Source organism: Enhygromyxa salina (genome assembly GCF_000737335.2).
Lineage (GTDB): Bacteria > Myxococcota_A > Polyangia > Nannocystales > Nannocystaceae > Plesiocystis > Plesiocystis salina_C.
This window is the reverse complement of record NZ_JMCC02000046.1, coordinates 12,831-31,147: the sequence shown is the minus strand read 5'-3', so window position 1 is coordinate 31,147 and position 18,317 is coordinate 12,831. Positions and strand designations below refer to the sequence as shown.

The window sequence follows — 18,317 nt, the reverse complement described above, 5'->3', positions numbered from 1 at the left end:
GGGATGGCGGCCATCTCCGTTCGCGCCGCGCTCCTGGGTGGGCTTGGGGTGCTGCTCGCGCTGTGGGTGTTGGTGCTGCCAACGGCGGTGTCGGCCGCGCCCCCGCGTGACCCGCTGCCCGGGCCAGAGACAACCGGCGGCGAGCTGCCGGGCGTCGACGACGGCGAGGGGGGCGAGGGCGTGCTCGATCCGCTCACGATCGAGCAGCAGCGCGAGATCGCGTTCGCCGACCACCTTGGCCGGGCCAAGCGGGCGATGCAGCAGCGCCGCTGGCAAGAGGCGATCAACGAGTACACGGCTGCGCTGGACATCCACGACGGTGACCCCGAGTCGCTGCGCGGCCGCGCCCACGTGCACAAGCGGGCGACGCTCCAGGGCCGCTGCCCGCGACTGGCGATCGAGGATCTGACCCTGCTCGAGGTCTACGACCCCCGCGGCTTGTGGCTGTCGGAGCGCGAGAACGCGGTCGCGTGGATGGGCGAGTGCGCCGACGTCTACGCCAAGGAGCGACTCGACATCGCGGAAGAGCTCGCCGCGCTCGAGGTCGGTGAGGTCGGGCGGCCCGAAGACATCCGCTTGGTCGCCGCCGAGCTGCGCGCCGCCGAGGCCGAGCTCGCGCCGCTCGAGCAGCAGCAACATCGTCACCTCGAGGCCGCGGTCGCGCACCTGGACGCCTACCGCCGCGAGTGCCGGGCCCGTGAGGCCATACCCAAGCTCGCGGCGCTCGAGCTCGAGGGGGAGCTGCATCGGCGGCTCGACCAGCCGCAGCAGGCCGTCGCCGCCTACGAGCGGATCTTGGCGATGCACCCCGACGACCTCGAAGCCGTGCGCCAGGCCAAGAAGTGGATCGACGAGCTGCAGATCCAGCTGGCGGTCGCGGAGATCCAGGAGCTGCAGGGCGGCAAGCCAACGCCCGAGGCCGAGGCCGCCTACAACCGCGGGCTCGAGGCGCTGCGTCGGCGGGATCTGAGGACCGCGCTGGCCGAGCTCGAGTTCGCCGTTGATGACTCACCTTGGTACCCGCGGGCCCACTACTACTTGGGTGAGGTCTACGCCCGCAACGAGAACCTGCCCGCGGCGATCGAGTCGTTCAAGCGGGCGATCGCAATGGAGCGCTACGACTACGCCACCCACATGGCGTTGGGGCTGCTCTACAAGAAGGAGTTCTCGGGCGCCGAAGACGAGCAAGCGCGCACGCACCTCGACATGGCGCTGCGCCTGCGGCCCGATCTGCACGTGCTGCACTTTCACTTGGGCGAGCTCTACACCCGCTCGGACAAGCAAAAGGCGATCGAGCACTTTCGCGACTACCTCGAGTACGGCGATCCCGATGATCCCCAGCGCGACGCCGCCCGCGAGGCGATCGCCGCGCTCGAGCGCGAGGTCGAGGAGCACGTCGCGTTCGTTCCGCCCCCGTTGCCGTCCAACGTTGGGCGCCTCGATCCCGAGCTGCACCGCCTGATCAGCGAGGCCTACGTGCTCGGGGCCGAGCACGGCGAGTGGGATCGGGCCGAGACCTTGCTGCTCAAGGCCCGCGAAAAATTTCCGCAGGAGACGGCGCTGCTCAACATGCTCGCGCAGGTCGTGTACGTGCAAGAGGGCCGGCAAGGCCAGGCGCGGGTCTACTGGGACGAGAGCCTTGGCGTCGATCCCGATCAAATGGAGGTCCACGAGCGGCTGGGCTTGATGCTGGCGGACTCGGCCAAGGGCCGCTCGCACCTGCGCCGCGCCGCGGATCTTGGCTCGGTGATCGCCCGCTACCGCGTCGCAAAATTGCTGTGGGACAACCTCGAGCTGTGGGCAGCCAGTGAGCAGCTCGACATCTACCTGCGCGAGGCCGGCCCCTATGACGTGTACTGGGACTCGGCGCAGGAGCTGCGGGCCCACATGGACTCGGTGTTCCTCAAGGTCTACCTGGCGATCGCGCTGGGCTCGCTGGTGTTGCTGTCGATCCCGTTGGCGTTGATCTGGCGGCGCGTGCGGGGGTCTTCGCTGCCGCAGCTGCTCGAGCGCTCACCCAGCTGCTTTCCCGAGGTCGCGCGGATCTTGAGCCTGATCCGTCACGAGATCCTCAAGCACAACACCGCTTTCTTGTCGGATGTTGGGCGCGCGCTCGAGCTCGATGAGCCCGACGCCGAGGCGCGCGCCACCTTGCTCGCCCGGCGCCTGTTTGGGGACGACGACGCCAGCAGCGACAACGATCCGCACCGCGGCGAGCGGCGCGGGATCTATGGGCGGTTCTTGAACTACGTGGCGGAGCTCGAGCACGTCGCGCGGGCCCACGACGTCACGCTCAACCTGCGCCGCAAGGATCCCACCTTCAAGGCCATGCTCAAGGCGTTTGATGACGTCGCTGGCATGGCCAAGTGGCTGCGCCACCCCGGCGGCCTCAAGCCAACGAAAAAGCTCGAGCTCGCCAAGGTGTTGCTGCGCGCGGGCGATGTGCTTGGGCGACGGGCCTTCGATCGGCTCAGCGATGTGATCCGCAGCCTGTGTATCGCCCGCGTCGACCCCGAGTTCATCGCGCTGGTGTACGAAGAGGTCGCGACCGAAGACAAGTTCGACGCGATCCCGATCTCGCCGCTGACGATCGAAGGGGAGGGCGAGCAGGTCCGGATCTTCCCCACGGATCTGCACGACATCCTGGCCAACGTGCTGCGCAACTCGTTGATGTCGTCGGCGATGTACGCCCAGCCGCCGCTCGGTCTTGGCGTCGAGCTGGCGACCGAGATCGACGACATCACAGGGCTCTCGACCCTGGCGATCCGCATCAAGGATCGCTCGCCCGAGCGGCTCACCAACGAGATGTTGCGCGGTCGCTACGTCGAGCGCGGGATGGGGATCACCGCCGACTTGCTCTCGCGCTACGATGGCTCGATCGCCGTCGAGCCAGAGGCCGGGTGGGAGAAGGCCGTTGTCTTGCGCTTCTTCGCCCTCGACGAGGAGCCGGACGCCGCCAGCGAGACCCCGGCGCCAGCGTCCGCCTCGGCGATCCCAACAGCAGCGACACCATGACCATGGACAGCGATCAACAACGTCGAATTCGAGTGCTCGTGGTCGAGGACGGCGACGAGTACATCACCAACCTCACGACCTTCGTGGCCGAGGGCATCGACTACCGCCAGGCCAAGAGCGGCGGGCGAGCCTGCGAGATGATCGTGGGCGAGCAGCCAGACGTGGTGTTCCTCGACATGCGCTTTGACAGGACCCCCGTCGAAGAGCTGCTCGGCGACATGGTCCAGCTCACCGGTCGGTTCAACGGCGACATCGGCCGCGCCCGGCACTTTCAGCAGGACAACCAGGGCTTGTTCATCCTCCGAGCGCTGCGCGACGCTGGCTACCAGCGGCCGGTCATCCTGTCGTACGACTTTGGCGCTGAGGAGAAGCGATTTCGGGCGCTGTCCAGCAAGGATCCAGGGCTGCACTACTGTCCCGACTACGCCGACGCGAGCACGATCCGCCGGACGATCCTCGGCGCCGTAGGAGCCGGCTGAGGGAGAGTCCAAGGTCCATGTGGGGGTCAAAGACTTCCCTGCTAAGGTGCGGGGAATGACGACGATCCCCGACGATCCCCACCCCGCGATCCGGGTGTGCATGATGCCCGCGGACACCAACGCTCACGGCACGATCTTCGGCGGCAAGATCCTCAGCCTGATCGATCAGGCCGGGGCGATCGCAGCGCATCGACTTGGCGTGGGGCGGGTCGTCACGGTCGCCATGCGCGAGGTCGTGTTCTCGCACCCGGTGCGGGTCGGCGACATCGTCAGCTGCTACGCAGAGGTGCTGCGCGTCGGTCGGACCTCGATCACGGTCTGCGTCCGCGTGGTCGCCCATCGGCCGACCGACACCAAGCGGAGCGTGGAGGTGACCACGGCCGAGGCGGTCTACGTGTCCATTGACGAGACCGGCCGAGCGGTCCCGATCGACGCTGGCGCGAGCCTGTGAGCCGCTTGACCCAACCCAGCGCTTCGTCCAGGGTGGTCTAGGAGAACCGTCATGTCCAAGCTCTCGTGTCTCGTGCTCGCCGTGTCCATGATGTCGTTCAGCGTGTTCAGCGTTGGTTGCGCCGAGCAAAAGGGCCGCAAGAAGGGCGACAAGAAGACGGACAAGCAGGCGGACAAGCACAAGAACGACAGCAAGAAGCCGGTCCAGCGGGCGCCCGCGAAGAAGGACTGACCGCGCGTGCGGCTGCCGCTGCGCCACCGGCCGCCACAGCGTGACGCGCCGCTTCGCCGCTGTCGCCACCTCGAGCTGCTCGCCGAGGCCGCGCGGGGGCTGCCGCTTGGCCCGGCCGCCGAAGCGCTGGCCGCCGCCCGTGGTCGCGGACGCCACGGCAACGCCCTGCAGTGGCACCTGGGTCTGGATGTCCATGACAGCGTGCCCACGCCCGACTGGGAGGACCGCATCGAGATCAAGCTCATCAGCGTGTGGCAGCGCGCCGATGGTCGGCTCAAGTGCGATCGCATCAAGGTCTGCGAGGCGAGCGTGAACCCGTGGCGCAAGCTGGGCAACACGCTGTTCGTGTTCGCGGATCGGCTGAGTCGAGTCGTGCTTGGCCATCGCTTCTTTCACCTGGCCGGTCAGCGCCGGGTCCGGCTCGAGCGCGCGTGGGATCAAGATCCGCACTTCGATCGCCCGCCGCTGATGATCGAGTCGCGCGATGGTCCCGATGGCATGGCGCCGGCCTACTACCTAGCGGCGTGGTGGCTCACGCAAGAGGGCCTGTTGCCGGACCAGCCGGTCGAGCTTGGCTATCGCTTTGACGCGAGCTGGTGGCGATCGATCCGCGCCGAGTTCAGCGGACGTGATCCGCTGGTGACCCTCGCGCGGACCGACGACGGCGCGCTGACGATCTGCCCGCGATGTCGCGGCCAGCTTCGTACGGATCTCGCCGAGGTGTTCGAGAAGGGCTGGGCGCCTGCGATCCACACGATGCCGCTGGGGGGCATGTGCGCCCTGCGGGGGCACGTCGTGTTGGATCCGCGGCGGCTCCCCAAGTCGAGCTGTGCGACCGACGAAGAGCTGTTCGAAGGGGTCGAGGCGCGCGTGCCCCCGGATCGACTGTGGCGCCTCGCGGATCGAGTGCCCGAGCCCGCAGACCATGAACACTAGCGCCACAGACACGGACATGATCCACGTGTCGCTGCCGAACGGCTGGGGCTGAGCTACCCTCGCGATCGCTTCGTCGGCTCGCCCTGGCACGAGTTCGTGGCCGGGAGGTCGAGCGGCTCCAAAAGCAACGCCCCTCAGCGCGGGGGCACTGGGGGGCGTGAAGGCTAAACACGGAGCCCAGGACGGGGACCAAACCGTCCTGGGCAAAGAATCAGCACCGACCTAATGGAAATTCGAGGCGCGACTAGCGCGAGAAGAAACAAGGAAGCCAGAAACGAAGCAAAGACAAGGAACGAAGAGTCAGGCAGGTGTCTCGAGCACGAAGTCGAAGCGGTAAGTGGAAGCCAAGGAGCTAAGAAGTAAGGAGCTAAGAAGCCAAGAAAAGTCGTTGAAGAGAGCAGCCCAAGTTCGAAGTAAGTCAGGGCAGTCAGGTCAAGTCAGGCGAAGTCAGGTCAGTTCAAGTCAAGTCAGGCGAAGTCAGGACAGTAAGTCAGTAAGTCATGCTGTGCCTTCGAGACGCCCGACCCCTTGTGCACGTTGTGAGCCATCGCTGTAAGTCATTGATAATATTTGGTTGATGTTGGTTTTGGCGATCGAACGACCAATTCTCTTGGCCTAGGTATGACGCGGATGTCCGACAAACCGGCGTACGTGCCCGGCGCACGATGACATCGATGTCGCGGTTGGGAGCTGAGCGTATGCCGCGTGCCTCGAAGGTGTCCCACTTTTACCCAGTAGAATGGTGTTGGATTCTCCAAACGATGTGAGTACGATGTTCTCATGGGTTCTGGCCGGGTCTGGGCCTAGCGTATGCTCACAGATGCGCAGAGATCCGGTTGGTTCGGAGACCGCGACAGTTCGCCCGATGGCGGCAATTACTGCGTAAAGTCCTGCGCACTCATGCCCGAGCAGACTCCAGAGACCCGCGTCGTGTCAGGTGCCAAGATCATCGCCGTCCTCAAATTTGGCGGCGAGGTCGTTGCTGCGAAGCACGAGCTCTCGACGGTGCTGAAGGAAGTCGCGCAGCTCGTCGACCATGGCTGGCGCTTCGTCGTGTGCCACGGCGGCGGTCCCCAGACGAACGAGCTCAGTCAGCGACTTGGACTCGAGCCCAACAAGGTCGCGGGCCAACGCGTGACCGACCCGGCGACGCTGCGTGTGGCCTGTCAGGCGATCGCAGGCGAGGTCGGCTGCACCGTGGTCGCCGCAGCCTGGGGTGCCGGTCTGCGTGCGGTCGGGATCTCGGCCGGGGTCGTTCACGCCCAGCGGCGGCCGCCCGTCGCCGTCGCCAGCGAGGCGGGTCGGATCATCGACTATGGCTTGGTCGGGGACATCACCAGCATCGAGCTGGGCATGATTCACGCGTGCTGGTCTGCGGGACTGACCCCCGTGCTCAACGCGATCGGCGTGGGGGCGGCCGGTGGTGAGCTGTTCAACATCAACGCTGACACCGTCGCCGCTGCGCTAGCGAGCGAGCTGAAAGCCGATCACCTGTTCTCGATCACGAGCGTGGCGGGGGTCCTGGCAGATCGGCATGATCCGGCTAGCCGGATCCCGCGCCTGAGCAGCTCCGAGGCTCGAGCGGCGATCGCCAACGGTACGATCAACGGCGGGATGATCCCGAAGGTCGAAGAGGCCCTCGCGGCGCTCGCGGGGGCGCGCGCCGTGCATGTTTTGGCGGCGGAGCCCGGAGCGCTGGGCGAGGAAGCCAGGCGGCCGGGCAGCCGCGGGACCGTACTCACCCCCTGACCTGCCCAGAGCTAGGAAGGGCGTGGTAGAGTGTTTGGCCCAGTGCCAGGAGACCCCCTTCATCTGCCGCTCGGCGAGGCATGTTCTGTTTGCTCCGCGGCAGCCAGCGAGCTCCTGCAGACGGTCCGTGGTGTGGTGCTCAGACGGTTGCGTGGCCGAAGGCGTCGCGCGTGGGTGACCCGCGATGTCTGACGCCGACAAGCTCTCGATCCTCGTGTTCGTGCTGTGTCTCGTCGGCAGCATGTTCTTCTCCGGCAGCGAGACAGCGATCACCAGCTACGGTGATCGTCGGGCGCGGCGGGCCAAAGAAGAGGGCGGCCGCGAGGGCGAGGTGCTGGGCTGGTGGGTCGATCAGCCCGTGCGGGTGCTGTCCACGATCCTGCTCGGCAACAACATCACCAACACCTTGATGGGCGCGACCGCGACCGCGATGGCGATCCGTCACCTCGAGGGCACCTCGGCGGCCGCGTGGGCGGTGCCGGTCGCCGTGGTCGTGACGACGGGGCTGTTGCTGGTGTTTGGCGAGATCGTGCCGAAGGCGCTCGGCAAGCTCTACAGCCGCCGGCTCGCGGTCCAGGTGCTGACCTTGCTGCACTTCCTGAGCCGCCTGACCTTCCCTGTCGTGTGGCCGCTGGCGTGGGTCACCAAGCTGGTGATCGGTCGTGCGTCAGACTCGGACGAGGGCGCGGCGCGGGTGACCTCGGGTGAGCTGGGCTACCTCGTGCGGGTCGCCGAGCGTGAAGGCACGATCCCCGCCGAGCAGGCCGAGCTCCTGCAGCAGGTGTTTCGCTTCGAAGACCGGATCGTCCGCGACATCATGGTCCCGCTCGATCGGGTGGTTGGCGTCGACCTCAACTGGGAGGTCGAGAAGATCAAGCGCGTCGCCCACTCGACCGGTCACAGCCGGCTGCCCGTGTACGACGGGGATCTCGACAGCATTCGGGGGATCCTTCACATCAAGCAGATCGTGGGTCTCGAGCTCGACGTCCACAGCAGCGAGAGCAGCAAGTACCAGGTGTTCGAGAAGCTGCTGCGCCCGCCGTTCTTCGTGAGCGAGAGCCTGCTGGTCCACGATCTGCTGCGGCGCTTCAAGGAGCAGCGCGTGCACTTGGCGATCGTCGTGGATGACGCGGGTGACACCGTGGGTGTCGTGACCCTCGAGGACGTGATCGAGCAGCTCGTTGGGCAGATCTTCGACGAGTCCGATCGCGCGCCGCTGTTCGCCCCGCTCGACAGCGGCGTCAAGTACGTCGACGGGCAGGCCAGCCTGCACACGATCGAACAGGCGTTCAACGCCGACTTCGAGGAGATCGACGGGGTGGATAGCGTTGGCGACCTGCTCACGCGCTTGGCGGGGCAGATGCCGATCACGGGGTCGGTGTTTGTCTGGCAGAACGTCCGGTTCAAGATCCTGGCCGCGGACGCGACCCGGATCATTCGCGTCAGCGCCGAGCGGGTCGACCTCGAAGACGACGACGAAGAGGACTAGCGACCCAGACCCAGCGCGCTCAAGGTCTTCAATCGCGGCGACGAGTCAGGGCCACGCCGGACAACAGCAGCGCAAGCAGGCTGAGGTCCAACACCCCATGCTCGGGACCCTCACCGACCGAGCAGCTCCCGGACTTGGTCTCGGCCTTCTCGCTGGCGGTCGCGTCGGTCTTGGGGTCGGTCTTGGTCTCGACCGGCGCAGGCGCGGCTTGGGCCTCGACCGGCGCAGGCTCGGTCTTGGTTTCGGGCTCGCTCGGGGGCTCCGCGGGAGGAGTCATCGGCGGCGGGCGGTGAGGCTCTACCGTGGTCTTGCGCCGCTCTCGGGGCGGGACGTCGGCCAGCGCTGGTGTCGTGAGTCCAAGCACGAGCGCGGCCAGGGGCACCTGTGCGATCCAAGTTCCGAATCGGTTCATCGCATGACTCTACCCGAGCAGGCCCAGGTGCGGCGCCAAGTCTCGGGCGTTGCCATGTCGGACCCCCGATGGGGGACTACGGCAGCTCGTTGGTCAAGATGCCAGCGGCGAGGAGGTCGTCGCGGTTGCCAAGCGCCGGACAATTTGGGTTGGCCTTGTGCCGGGTGACCCGCTCGAGCTTGCGGGCGGAGGCGAGGAAGGTGAGGGCCTCGTCGGGGGTCCGGGAGAAGCTTGGCGCGGCGCGTTGGGCCAGGGCGACCAGCTGCGTGGTGGGCAGCTCGTCCGCGCGGAACAGCTCGGGGTGCTGATCCACGAAGCGCGAGAGGATCTCGATCGTACCGACCCGGTTGTACGCGCCGGTGTCCCAGTCGATCCGGCTGTAGGTCCAGTCGACGCCGCTGATCGCACGCAGCTCGGCCTCGTCGTTGTGGGCGTCGCCGACTCCGTGCAGATCCGGAGATGGCGTGGCCTCGATGATCGAGCGCGGGACCTCGAGGGCGCGGGCGAGCTGGTAGATCTCGCCCTTGGCGAGCATCGCCACGGGGTTGCTGTCGACCTCGCCGTCGCCGCCCTTTTGGTAGAAGCGCAGCCAGCGATCTTCGCACTCGTTGCCGGTGCCGTGGCGAAGGCCGCCGCCGGTCAGACGGTTGAAGCCGCGCCCGATCGGGGCGCGGATGCACGAGCGGATCGAGCCGAGGATCGTGGGGTCCTGCTGGATGCGGGCGTCGAGCGCGTCGGCGTCGTGGCCGGCGGCGACCAACGCGGCGCGCATGTCACTGATCAGCTCGTCGAAGATCTTGCTCAGATCCAGCTCGACCAGCGGCACCGCGAACGCGCGGGCGACCTCGCGGGCCCGGTCGCGCGAGCCGGTCGACGAGTGGATCGAGGAGTAGACGGTGACGACCTTGTCGGGCCCGAGCGCGCGCGCGAGCAACCCAAGCATCACGGCCGAGTCGACGCCGCCGCTGAGATCGAGCTCGGCGCGGTCGGTGCCTGCGCGTTCGTGGAAGCGGCGGATGGCGGTCACGCGCTCTTCGATGAGCGCCTTTGGATTCAGGACGGGCATGGTGATCTCGCTTGCTGGTCGATCGGGTTGGGCGCCTTGGCGGCTGTGCCCACGGGCGCGGCGGGCTCCGCATGATACCCGCTCGGACTGGCGAACGCGGCGCGCTGGCGCTCAGCTGTCGCGCGGGACTTCTTCGATGTCCCAGCGCTCGAGCACGGCGGGCGCGTGCTCGAGCTCGGCGACGAACCGGCTCGGACGCATGATCTTGCTGGGACCGTCGCGCCCCTCCTCGATCGTGGGATACAGCAGGTACAGCTCGTCGGCCGCGCGGGTGGTCGCAACATAGAACAGCCGCCGCTCCTCTTCGAGCTCGGTCGCCGTGCGCAGCGACTGCGCGGTCGGGAAGCGGCCCTCGGCCAGCCACAGCACGAACACGATCGGCCACTCGAGGCCCTTGGCCTGATGGATCGTGGACAGCACCAGCTTGTCGTCTGGCTCGTCACCGACGACGACGTTCTCGGCAGCCATGCCTTGGATCAGCGCGAGCTCGCTCAAGAAGTCGCTGGCGTCGGGCCAGCGCTCGGCGAAGCTGGCGAGGTTGTCGAGGTCCTCTTTGCGGGCGTCGGCGTTGGTGAAGGTGCGGTCGGCGTAGTCGCGGTAGTGATCGCTCACGACCAGCCGGATCGCGGCGCCGGGGGTCCGGCCGGGGCCGTCGAGCAGCTGCTCGAACAGCTGGCCGAGCTTGGTCAGCGCGTCCTTGGCCCGACCGCGGGCATGCTCGGCCTCACGCGCGAGCAGCTCGGGCACGCTCGCGGTCGGCAAGGTGGGGTGCTCGCGCCGCTCGCCGTGCTCGTCGAGCTCGCCCGAGAGCATGCCCGACACACGCTCGGCGGTGCGGTTGCCAACGCCCGGCCACAGCCGCAGCAACCGCAGCCACGCGAGGGCGTCGCGGGGGTTCTCGCGGGCGCGCAGGTACGCGACGACGTCCTTGATGTGGGCCTGCTCGAAGAAGCGCATGCCCGAGCGCACGGCGAAGGGGATCCCGCGTCGGGTCAGCTCGACCTGCAGCTCGAGCGAGTGGGCGTGGTTGCGGTACAGCGCCGCCATCTTGCGCAGCGGCAGGTTCTGCTCGTGGTGCAGCTCGAGCACGCGCTGGGCGACGAGCTCGGCTTGCTGCATGGTGTCGCGCAGGGGGATCAGCGCTGGCAACATGCCCTGCGCCCGCACCGCCTGCAGCTGCTTGGGATGCTGCAGCCGGTTGACCGCGATCGAGCGGTTGGCGAGGGCGAGGATCTCGGGGGTCGAGCGATAGTTGATCGTCAGCGGCAGCACGGTCGCGTCGCGGTGGCGCACGCGAAAGTCGTGGATCTGGGCGAAGTCGGCCCCGCGGAACGAGTAGATGGATTGGGCGTCATCGCCGACGCAGGTCAGGCTGCCGTGGACCGCGGCCATCTCGTCGATCAGCGCGCCCTGCAGCGCGTTGATGTCTTGGTACTCGTCGACGAGCAGGTGGGTCCAGCTGCTGCGCAGGCGCTCGGCGACCTCGCGGTGCTTGGGGTCGCGCAGCAGCTCGAGCCACGCGGCCAGCAGATCGTCGAAGTCGACGCAGTTGAGCCGACGCTTGCGCTCGTGGAATTGTTGGACGACACGCTCGATCGGATCGAGCAGGTCGAGGAACTTCAGGTAGCGGCGCTCGACGACCTGGCCCACGGTGCCGAGCATGCCGGTCGCCTGTGAGGCGATCTTGGTCAGGATCTTGGCGTTGGGGAACCGCTTGGTGGTCAGCACCGGCATCCCGAGATCGTGGATGACGGAGGTCATCAGATCGCGGGCGTCCTCGGGATCGAGGATCCCAAAGTCGCTGCCAAGCCCGAGCGCCTCGCCGTGCCGCCGCAAGATCCGATTGCCGACGTGGTGAAAGGTCCCCGCCGCGCTGCGGCGCATGTCGAGCCCAAGCAGCTCTTCGACGCGGCTGACCATCTCGCGGGCGGCGCGGTTGGTGAAGGTCACCAGCATGATCCGCTCGGCCGGGCAGCCGCCCGCGATCAGCCGCGCGACCCGGTAGGTGAGCGTGCGGGTCTTGCCGGTCCCGGCCCCCGCGAGCACGAGGATCTTGCCCGGATCAGCCTCGACGACCGCGCGCTGCTGCGGGTTGAGCTCCGCGGCGAGGTCGAACTTCGGCTTCGGCGGCGAAGCGCTCTTGAGGACGTACTTCACGCTGCAGGCTTTCTATACCCCAGTCAGCCCGGACTCGCACCGTGCTCGGCTTCGCCTCCGCGCGCTACGACACACTCGCTGCGCTCGCGCCCAAGGTCCGGGCCGAGTGGGGAACGCTGCGCTTTTTACTCGAGGTGGGTGGTCAGGAAATCGAAGATGCGCCGCTCCATGTACACGCGGTCTTCGAGCTTGCGCGGCATGTGGCGCTCGTCGGGGTAGAGCTGGAGCTCGTAGCGCTTGCCGGCGGCGATCATGGCGTTGATCAGGCGGGCGGTGTGACGAAAGTGAACGTTCTCGTCGATCAGGCCGTGGACCAGCAGCAGGCTCCCGCTGAGATCGGCGACGTGGGCCATCACGCTCGAGCGCGCGTAGCCCTCGGCGTTCTCTTGCGGCAGGCCCATGTAGCGCTCGGTGTAGTGGGTGTCGTAGCCGTCCCAGTGGGTGACGGGGGCGCCGGCGATGCCAACTTGGAAAGTCTGCGGCGCGCGGGCCAGGGCCATGGCGGCCATGTAGCCGCCGTAGCTCCACCCGTAGATCGCCACCCGCTTGGGATCGCACAAGTCTTGGGCGACCAGCCACTCCACGCCTGCGACCTGGTCTTGGATCTCGACGTTGCCCATGTCGTGACGCAGGGCGCCCTCGAACGCGAGGCCGCGGCGAGACGAGCCGCGGTTGTCGAGCTTGAACACCAAGTAGCCGTGGTCGCGCAGGTACTGGGCGCGCAGATCGACGGTCATGCCCCACGAGCGGTTGACCCGCTGAGCGTGCGGGCCGCCATAGACGCTGACGACGGTGGGGTAGGGGCCGGGCCCGTGCACGCTTGGATCGGGCTGGTAGATCGCGCCGTAGAGCGTGGTCTGGCCGTCGGCTGCGCCGAGCTCGACGAAGCGCGGCGGCTCGAGCTCGAGCTTGGCGACGCGGGCGTCGGTGTCGGCGGGGGTGGCTGGGTGCAAGGTTCGCAGCAGCTCGCCGTCGGCGAGCTGGTGGAGCGTGACGGTGGGCGGGGCGGCCTCGCTCGAGTGCACGTCGACGTAGTAGCGGTGCTCGGGATCGATCACGAGCCCGTGCATGCCCGGCGCCTCGGTCAGCTTGCGCAGGCCCTGACCGTTGAGGCCGACCTCGAAGTAGTGGCGCTCGCGCGGGTCGTCCTTGGTCGCCGAGAACCACAGCTTTTGGTTGGCCTCGTCGATCTCGCTGATGCCCTCGACCATCCACTCGCCGGAGGTCAACTGCGCGAGCTCGCGGCCGTCGGCGGCATACAGATAGAGGTGACGAAAGCCCGAGCGCTCCGAGGCCCAGATGAACGCGCCGACCTGCTCGGGGTGCGCGGCCGCGGTGGCCTCGTCGAGCTCGAGCGGCTCGAACATGTCGTGGAGGTTGATCCACACGTCGGAGCGCTCACTCAACACGGTCGTGGCCGGACCCTTGGCCCCCGCGTAGCACAGCAGGCGTAGCTCCTGCTGGCGGCGATCTTGGACCTGCACGCACAGCGAGCCAGCCGGGGTCCAGTCGACCCGGGCCAAGTAGAAGTCTTGGCCGGCGTCGCGGGTCCACGCGCCGCCGCGCTCGGCCCAGTCGGCTTGATCCAGATCGAGCCAGCGGACCGGCCCGCCCTTGCTGGCAACGACCCCGAGTCGCACCCGCGCGTTGTCGGTGCCAGCGAAGGGGTAGCCGTGATCTTCTTGGGCGACGTCGCCGACTTGGTCTTTGCCTTGGTGGACGATCCGGTAGGCCGGGATGTGGGTCTCGTCGACCTCGACGAACGCGATCGAGCCGCCGTCGGGCGCCCACCAGTAGCCGGCGTGGCGGCCCATCTCTTCGGCGGCGATGTACTCGGCGAGCCCGCGGGTCTTGCCCGCTTCGATCCCCGAGGTCACCTGCTTGGGTGGCGCGCTGCCGTCGGCGGGGACGACCCACAGCTCGTTTCCGCGGACGAACGCGACCTGCTCGCCGTTGGGCGACAAGCCAGGGTTGAGGGCCGGGCGCGGATCGGCCTCGGACTTGCCCACGAGCTTGCGCAGCGGCGCGTCGACGCCGTCTTGCACCCAGATCTCGCCGGTCATGGGGACGAGCAGGCGGTTGGCGTGGCGCGCCCACGCGTAGTGCGTGACGCCGAGCGCTCGCACGCGCATGCGCTCGCGGGCGAGCTTCTCTTCGGGCGAGAGCTTGTCTTCGCTCACACCACCATCGGGCGGCTCGATCACGCGGCGCAGATCGCCCGTCGCCGCGTCCGCGAGCTCGAGGGCGAACAGCTCGCGGCTGAGGCTGTCGTCGGCGCTGTCGAGCCACGTCAGCCACCGACCGTCGGGTGAGAAGCGCAGCGAGCCTGGGGACGCGGTGCCAGGGTGCGGATAGGTAGCGATGTCCTCGAGGGTGATCGGGCTGCTGGCGGCCATGGTGGTGGAGCTATCTGCGGGCGGTGGCGTGAGCTCGGGTGCGGCCGTGTCCCCGCTCGCCCGCTCGCCCGCGGGATCAGCGGGTGGGCGCTGCGCGTCGCAGCTGCAGGCCAGCGCCAGCGTGACGGCGAGCACGGGCAGGAGTCGGCGGCCAAGCATGGCGAGGATGGTCGCAACCGCGGTGCTGGCCGTCCAGCTTGCAGGCGGCGGCGCGCGCAGGTACAGCGCCTGCGATGACCAGCCTGTCCGAGCGGCTCATGCGTCCCGAGGTCAAGCCCCGCGTGATCGAGGACTGCTGCGCGCTGATCGAGCGCGAGGTCGGGGCCAAGCGAGGCTTCGGCGGCGCGGCGGTCAAGGCGGGGTTTGCGGTCGTCACCCGGGTCAAGCCAGGCTTCATCCGCGACGTGGTGACCAAGCTGCTGCCCGAGTTCGCCGATTCGCTCCAGCCCTTCTACGACCAGAGCGCCGCGGAGGCAGGCGAGGCCGCCGCCGCCGACGCGTTCGTGCGCCACGTCTCCACCGAGCGCACACAGGCAGCCGAGGCCCTGCTCGGCGTGACGGATCGCAAGATCGGCGACGCCCGCCCCTCGGTGCGCCGCGCCTACGAGAAGCTGCGCCCAAACGCGCGCGACAACGTCGAAGCCGCGCTCCCCGGCCTGGCCAGCACCATCCGAGATCACCTGCTTTAGACCCTACTTTAGACCCCCACATGCACCTTAGACTTCGCAGGTCACTCGCTTCGCTCGCTCCCGACGGGCCGTTTGTTCGCTGCCGCATGTGTGGCCCCCTAGAAGGGGGCTCTAGGAGTCCGTGGTGCAATGCATCGCGTCGCCTCGCGCCGGGATTTTCGTCGAGATTGAGGAGCCGAAACGCACCTGTACCGGGCGTACTGGAAGTTTCGGCGACGAAGAGCTCGGCGGAAAGACCAAGCGAGGCGGCGTGAGGCGTTGCACCACGGGCTCCTAGGGCTCCACATACATGTTCGACTTCGCAGACCACGTGTGTGGCTCCTAGAACCGGCTCTCACGTACGTTGGAGGACTGCTGTGCGACGACGTGGAGAATGTGTGCGTGGATTTGAATAAAAAACTGTGAGTTTCTCCAGCTGCGCGGAGCCCCCTTTAGGGGGCCACACATGCGGCAGCGAACAAACGGCCCGTCGGGAGCGAGCGAAGCGAGTGACCTGCGCAGTCCAAGGTGCATGTGGGGGTCTAAAAACAGCCCCCTTCTAGGGGGCCACACATGCGGCAGCGAACAAACGGCCCGTCGGGAGCGAGCGAAGCGAGTGACCTGCGAAGTCTAAGGTGCATGTGGGGGTCTAAAGTAGCCCGCGAAGTCCGAGGTGCATGTGGGGGTCTAAAAAAACAGCTACCATCTGCGGCAGTCATGCCCGGAGAAGCGGCCGCCAGCGCCTCACAGACCAAGCTCGAGCGCGAGCTCAAGCAGTTGATCGTCGACGCCTTGAAGCTCGAGGACACAGCCCCTGAAGACATCGACAGCGATGAGCCGTTGGTCGGCGACGGGCTCGGGCTCGACTCGATCGACATCCTCGAGCTAGCGATGGCCGTGCACCGTCGCTTCGGGGTCAAGACCGGATCCGACGACAGCCAAAATCGCGAGGTCTACGGGAGCGTGCGCAGCTTGGCGGCCTTCATCAGCACCCACGAGGCCAAGCCCGAATGACGCCCGAGCAGATCCTCGCGTACCTGCGCCAGACGATCGCCGAGCTGTTCGAGCTCGACGCGGAGCAGGTTCACGCGGAGTCGACGGTGTTCGACGAGCTCGATCTCGACAGCATCGACGCGATGGATCTGGTCGCGAAGCTGCAGCAGTTCACGGGGCAGCGCATCGAGGAAGACGCGATGCGAGGGGTTCGGACCGTCGGGGACATCGCCGCGCTGCTGGCCGCCCAGCTGGCAGGTGGGCGGTCCCCAGGGGTGCCGGACGCGTCCGCCACGAGTTGATATCGATCGCCGGAATCCCTGAATGACTGATCGCTACCCTGCAGTGGGCCTCGCCAACAGGTCGTTGACCGTCGCTGGCCTCGCGCCGATCGTGGCGCCGAGCTTGGCCCGTAGTCCCACGCTCTCGCCGATCCTGGCCCATCACGAGCCCGAGTCGCTCGTCGCGTTTGGTTTGGAGGCTAGGTCGGGTGCGGAGCGAACGGCCGAGCGGCTGCGCAGCGACATCGCGCGCGTGGTCGCGGTGCTGCCCGAGTGTGCCCCCGACGATCCCCGCGAGATCCTGTGTGTGGCCAGCGACCGCTACCACTTTGCGGTCGCGTTGCTGGCAGCGTGGCAGCGTGGGCATCGGGTCGCGCTCCCGCCCAACGCCCAGCCCGAGCTGCTGCGCGCGGTCGCGGATGATCGTTCGATCTCGCTGGTGATCCACGACACCGACGAGATGAGCGGCTTGGATCTGCGCCCGCTGCTCGCCGAAGAGATCCGCGCGACGCCTGCCGAGCCGCTCGCGCTCGCGCCGTTGCCCGCGCTGCGCAAGCTGGTCACGGTGTGGACCTCGGGGAGCACCGGGGAGCACCAGCGCCACTCCAAGACGGCCGGTCAGCTGTTCGCCGAGGCGCTGACCTTGGCCGAGCACTTTGGCCTGGCGGTCGGCTCCGACGGTGAGCGTGCGCGCGTGGTCGCGACGGTGCCCTCGCATCACATCTACGGGCTGCTGTTCTCGGTGCTGGTCCCGCTGGTCAGCGGCGGCGCGTTCTCGCGGGAGACACCGCTGCACGCGGTGGTCGTGCGCGCGACCTTGATGGCGACCCACGCCAACGTGCTCGTCAGCGTACCGGCCCACCTTCGGGCCCTGCGGATCTTGGATCCTGGCCAGCTGCCGGCGCTCTCCCGGGTGTTTTCTTCGGGCGCACCGCTGCCGCCCGAGACCGCAAAGATGCTGCGCGCGCGGTTTGACCTCGCGGTCACGGAGGTCCTGGGCTCAACAGAGACCGGCGGGATCGCGTGGCGGGTCAGCGAGCCCGCGCTCACCACCGCGAGCGGCGGCGGGGAGGTTGAAGAGGGGGGGCAAGCGGTCAGCGAGCGCGACGCGGCCGCGCACTGGACTCCGCTGCCGCACGTGCAGATCAGCGCGGTCGAGGGCCGCCTCCTGGTCGACTCGCCGTTCTTGCCGCCCGATGGACCGCGGCCGTGGCCAACCGCGGATCGGATCGAGTTTGCCACCCAAGAGCACACACGCCCCGGCAGCGCTCGGCACCAGCTTCGCCACCAGTTCCGCCACCTCGGCCGCGTCGATGGGGTCGTCAAGATCGGGGCCAAGCGAGTGGCGATCGCCGAGATCGAGCGGCGGCTGCTGGAGATCGCGGGCGTCGAGGACGCCGCCGTGGCGGTCATCGAGGTCGGTGGCGCCCGCGGGCACGAGCCGGTCGCGCTGGTCGTCGGGCCGGGGCTGTCGCCCGAACACCTGCGCGCGGAGCTGCGACGGTGGCTCGATCCAGTCGTGATCCCCCGCCGGATGCGCTTGGTCGACGCGCTCCCGCGCGAGCCCAACGGCAAGCTGACGCGGCGGGCGATCCTCGCGGAGATCGAGCAGCCGAAGCCGCGGGTGCTCGAGCTCGACTGTCGTTCGGCGCCCAGCGCCGAAGCGAGCGACCCGACCCGGGCCGCGTTCGAGGTCTACGTGCCGCGGGATCTCTACAGCTTGCGCGGGCATTTTCGCGGCGCCCCGATCGTGCCGGGCGTCGTCCAACTCGAGCTCGCGCGGGCCCAGGCGCTCGCGCGCTGGCCAGAGCTCGGCGCGCTGCGCTGGGTTCGTCGCCTCAAGTTCTTGCGTCCGCTGGGTCCGGGTGAGCACCTGCGGTTGATCCTCGATCGTCGGGCCCCCGATCGCGTCGAGTTTTCGTTCGTGTGCGCGGACGAGCGGGTCAGCGTGGGCAGCCTGAGCTTCTCGGCCACGCCCGCGCCACAGGAGTGAG

The 18,317-nt window shown here is 68.1% G+C and carries 15 protein-coding genes; 11 read left to right on the top strand and 4 right to left on the bottom strand.

The window, feature by feature from the left end; translation table 11 throughout:
- Positions 1 to 3: 3 nt before the first annotated feature.
- From DB30_RS18570 to DB30_RS18540, 7 genes are all read left to right on the top strand, one after another.
- Positions 4 to 3,015 (top strand): tetratricopeptide repeat protein, encoded by a 3,012-nt coding sequence (locus DB30_RS18570; RefSeq protein WP_052550788.1) that lies wholly within the window; start codon positions 4 to 6, stop codon positions 3,013 to 3,015.
- Positions 3,016 to 3,017: 2 nt separating this feature from the next.
- Positions 3,018 to 3,494, top strand: a complete 477-nt coding sequence (locus DB30_RS18565; RefSeq protein WP_052550786.1) for a response regulator — start codon at positions 3,018 to 3,020, stop codon at positions 3,492 to 3,494.
- Between the two features lie 55 nt (positions 3,495 to 3,549).
- Positions 3,550 to 3,945, top strand: a complete 396-nt coding sequence (locus DB30_RS18560) for an acyl-CoA thioesterase (protein WP_052550784.1) — start codon at positions 3,550 to 3,552, stop codon at positions 3,943 to 3,945.
- A 51-nt stretch (positions 3,946 to 3,996) separates the two neighbouring features.
- Positions 3,997 to 4,176 carry a hypothetical protein gene (locus tag DB30_RS18555; RefSeq protein ID WP_052550781.1) on the top strand — a complete coding sequence of 60 codons (180 nt, stop codon included), beginning with the start codon at positions 3,997 to 3,999 and terminating at the stop codon, positions 4,174 to 4,176.
- A gap of 6 nt (positions 4,177 to 4,182) precedes the next feature.
- The gene (locus tag DB30_RS18550) at positions 4,183 to 5,112 is read left to right on the top strand and encodes a hypothetical protein (protein WP_052550779.1); all 930 of its coding nucleotides are present in this window, start codon (positions 4,183 to 4,185) and stop codon (positions 5,110 to 5,112) included.
- Between the two features lie 900 nt (positions 5,113 to 6,012).
- Complete coding sequence (gene argB, locus DB30_RS18545; protein ID WP_052550777.1) at positions 6,013 to 6,861, top strand: acetylglutamate kinase; 849 nt, start codon at positions 6,013 to 6,015, stop codon at positions 6,859 to 6,861.
- Positions 6,862 to 7,045: 184 nt separating this feature from the next.
- Entirely contained in the window at positions 7,046 to 8,350 is a 1,305-nt protein-coding gene (locus tag DB30_RS18540) for a hemolysin family protein (protein ID WP_052550775.1), read from the top strand.
- 28 nt (positions 8,351 to 8,378) lie between these two features.
- On the opposite strand, the gene DB30_RS18535 is transcribed toward DB30_RS18540, so the two are convergent.
- From DB30_RS18535 to DB30_RS18520, 4 genes are all read right to left on the bottom strand, one after another.
- Positions 8,379 to 8,762, bottom strand: coding sequence for a hypothetical protein (locus DB30_RS18535; protein ID WP_052550773.1), 384 nt, complete (start codon positions 8,760 to 8,762; stop codon positions 8,379 to 8,381).
- Positions 8,763 to 8,838: 76 nt separating this feature from the next.
- A complete protein-coding gene (locus tag DB30_RS18530; RefSeq protein WP_052550772.1) occupies positions 8,839 to 9,828 on the bottom strand; it encodes an ammonia-dependent NAD(+) synthetase in 990 nt (329 codons plus the stop codon).
- A 111-nt stretch (positions 9,829 to 9,939) separates the two neighbouring features.
- On the bottom strand, positions 9,940 to 11,985 hold the full coding sequence (locus DB30_RS18525; RefSeq protein WP_052550770.1) for an ATP-dependent helicase: 2,046 nt from the start codon (positions 11,983 to 11,985) through the stop codon (positions 9,940 to 9,942).
- 125 nt (positions 11,986 to 12,110) lie between these two features.
- Complete coding sequence (locus tag DB30_RS18520) at positions 12,111 to 14,540, bottom strand: S9 family peptidase (protein WP_052550769.1); 2,430 nt, start codon at positions 14,538 to 14,540, stop codon at positions 12,111 to 12,113.
- Positions 14,541 to 14,614: 74 nt separating this feature from the next.
- Between DB30_RS18520 and DB30_RS18515 the strand changes: the two genes are divergently transcribed.
- From DB30_RS18515 to DB30_RS18500, 4 genes are all read left to right on the top strand, one after another.
- The gene (locus DB30_RS18515) at positions 14,615 to 15,070 is read left to right on the top strand and encodes a DUF6918 family protein (RefSeq protein ID WP_052550766.1); all 456 of its coding nucleotides are present in this window, start codon (positions 14,615 to 14,617) and stop codon (positions 15,068 to 15,070) included.
- 696 nt (positions 15,071 to 15,766) lie between these two features.
- On the top strand, positions 15,767 to 16,063 hold the full coding sequence (locus DB30_RS18510; protein ID WP_052550764.1) for a phosphopantetheine-binding protein: 297 nt from the start codon (positions 15,767 to 15,769) through the stop codon (positions 16,061 to 16,063).
- The gene (locus tag DB30_RS18505) at positions 16,060 to 16,344 is read left to right on the top strand and encodes an acyl carrier protein (RefSeq protein WP_052550763.1); all 285 of its coding nucleotides are present in this window, start codon (positions 16,060 to 16,062) and stop codon (positions 16,342 to 16,344) included. Before DB30_RS18510 ends, DB30_RS18505 begins: the two co-directional genes overlap by 4 nt.
- Before the next feature lie 22 nt (positions 16,345 to 16,366).
- Entirely contained in the window at positions 16,367 to 18,316 is a 1,950-nt protein-coding gene (locus DB30_RS18500; protein WP_052550761.1) for an AMP-binding protein, read from the top strand.
- Position 18,317 lies beyond the last annotated feature (1 nt).